The sequence below is a fragment of the Duganella lactea genome, assembly GCF_009857505.1.
GTDB lineage: Bacteria > Pseudomonadota > Gammaproteobacteria > Burkholderiales > Burkholderiaceae_D > Rugamonas > Rugamonas lactea.
The window spans coordinates 1-201 of sequence record NZ_WWCP01000146.1 but is presented as its reverse complement, the minus strand read 5'-3'; the positions used below and the strand labels follow the sequence as shown (position 1 = coordinate 201).

Sequence of the window (201 nt, the reverse complement as noted above, 5' to 3'; positions counted from 1 at the left end):
CAGGATACGTACCATCACTTCGGTCGGGAACGGCGGCCGACCGCCGCGTTCGCGGCCGGGCCGTGGCGCAGCAGTATCGACCGCATCAGCCAGCGCCGCGAAGTCGACATGCCGCTCCAGCACTTGCAGCGTATCGCCCAGCTTCGTCAGCTTGGCTTCGCGCTCCTGCGCAGCAAAAAGGTTGGGTTTCATCATGGCAGA

At 64.7% G+C, this 201-nt stretch carries 1 protein-coding gene; it reads right to left on the bottom strand.

Annotated features, from left to right (window positions below; translation table 11 throughout):
* A partial coding sequence (locus GTP44_RS27085) for a transposase (RefSeq protein WP_503826646.1) occupies positions 1-192 on the bottom strand: 192 nt, incomplete at its 3' end.
* Between the last annotated feature and the right edge of the window lie 9 nt (positions 193-201).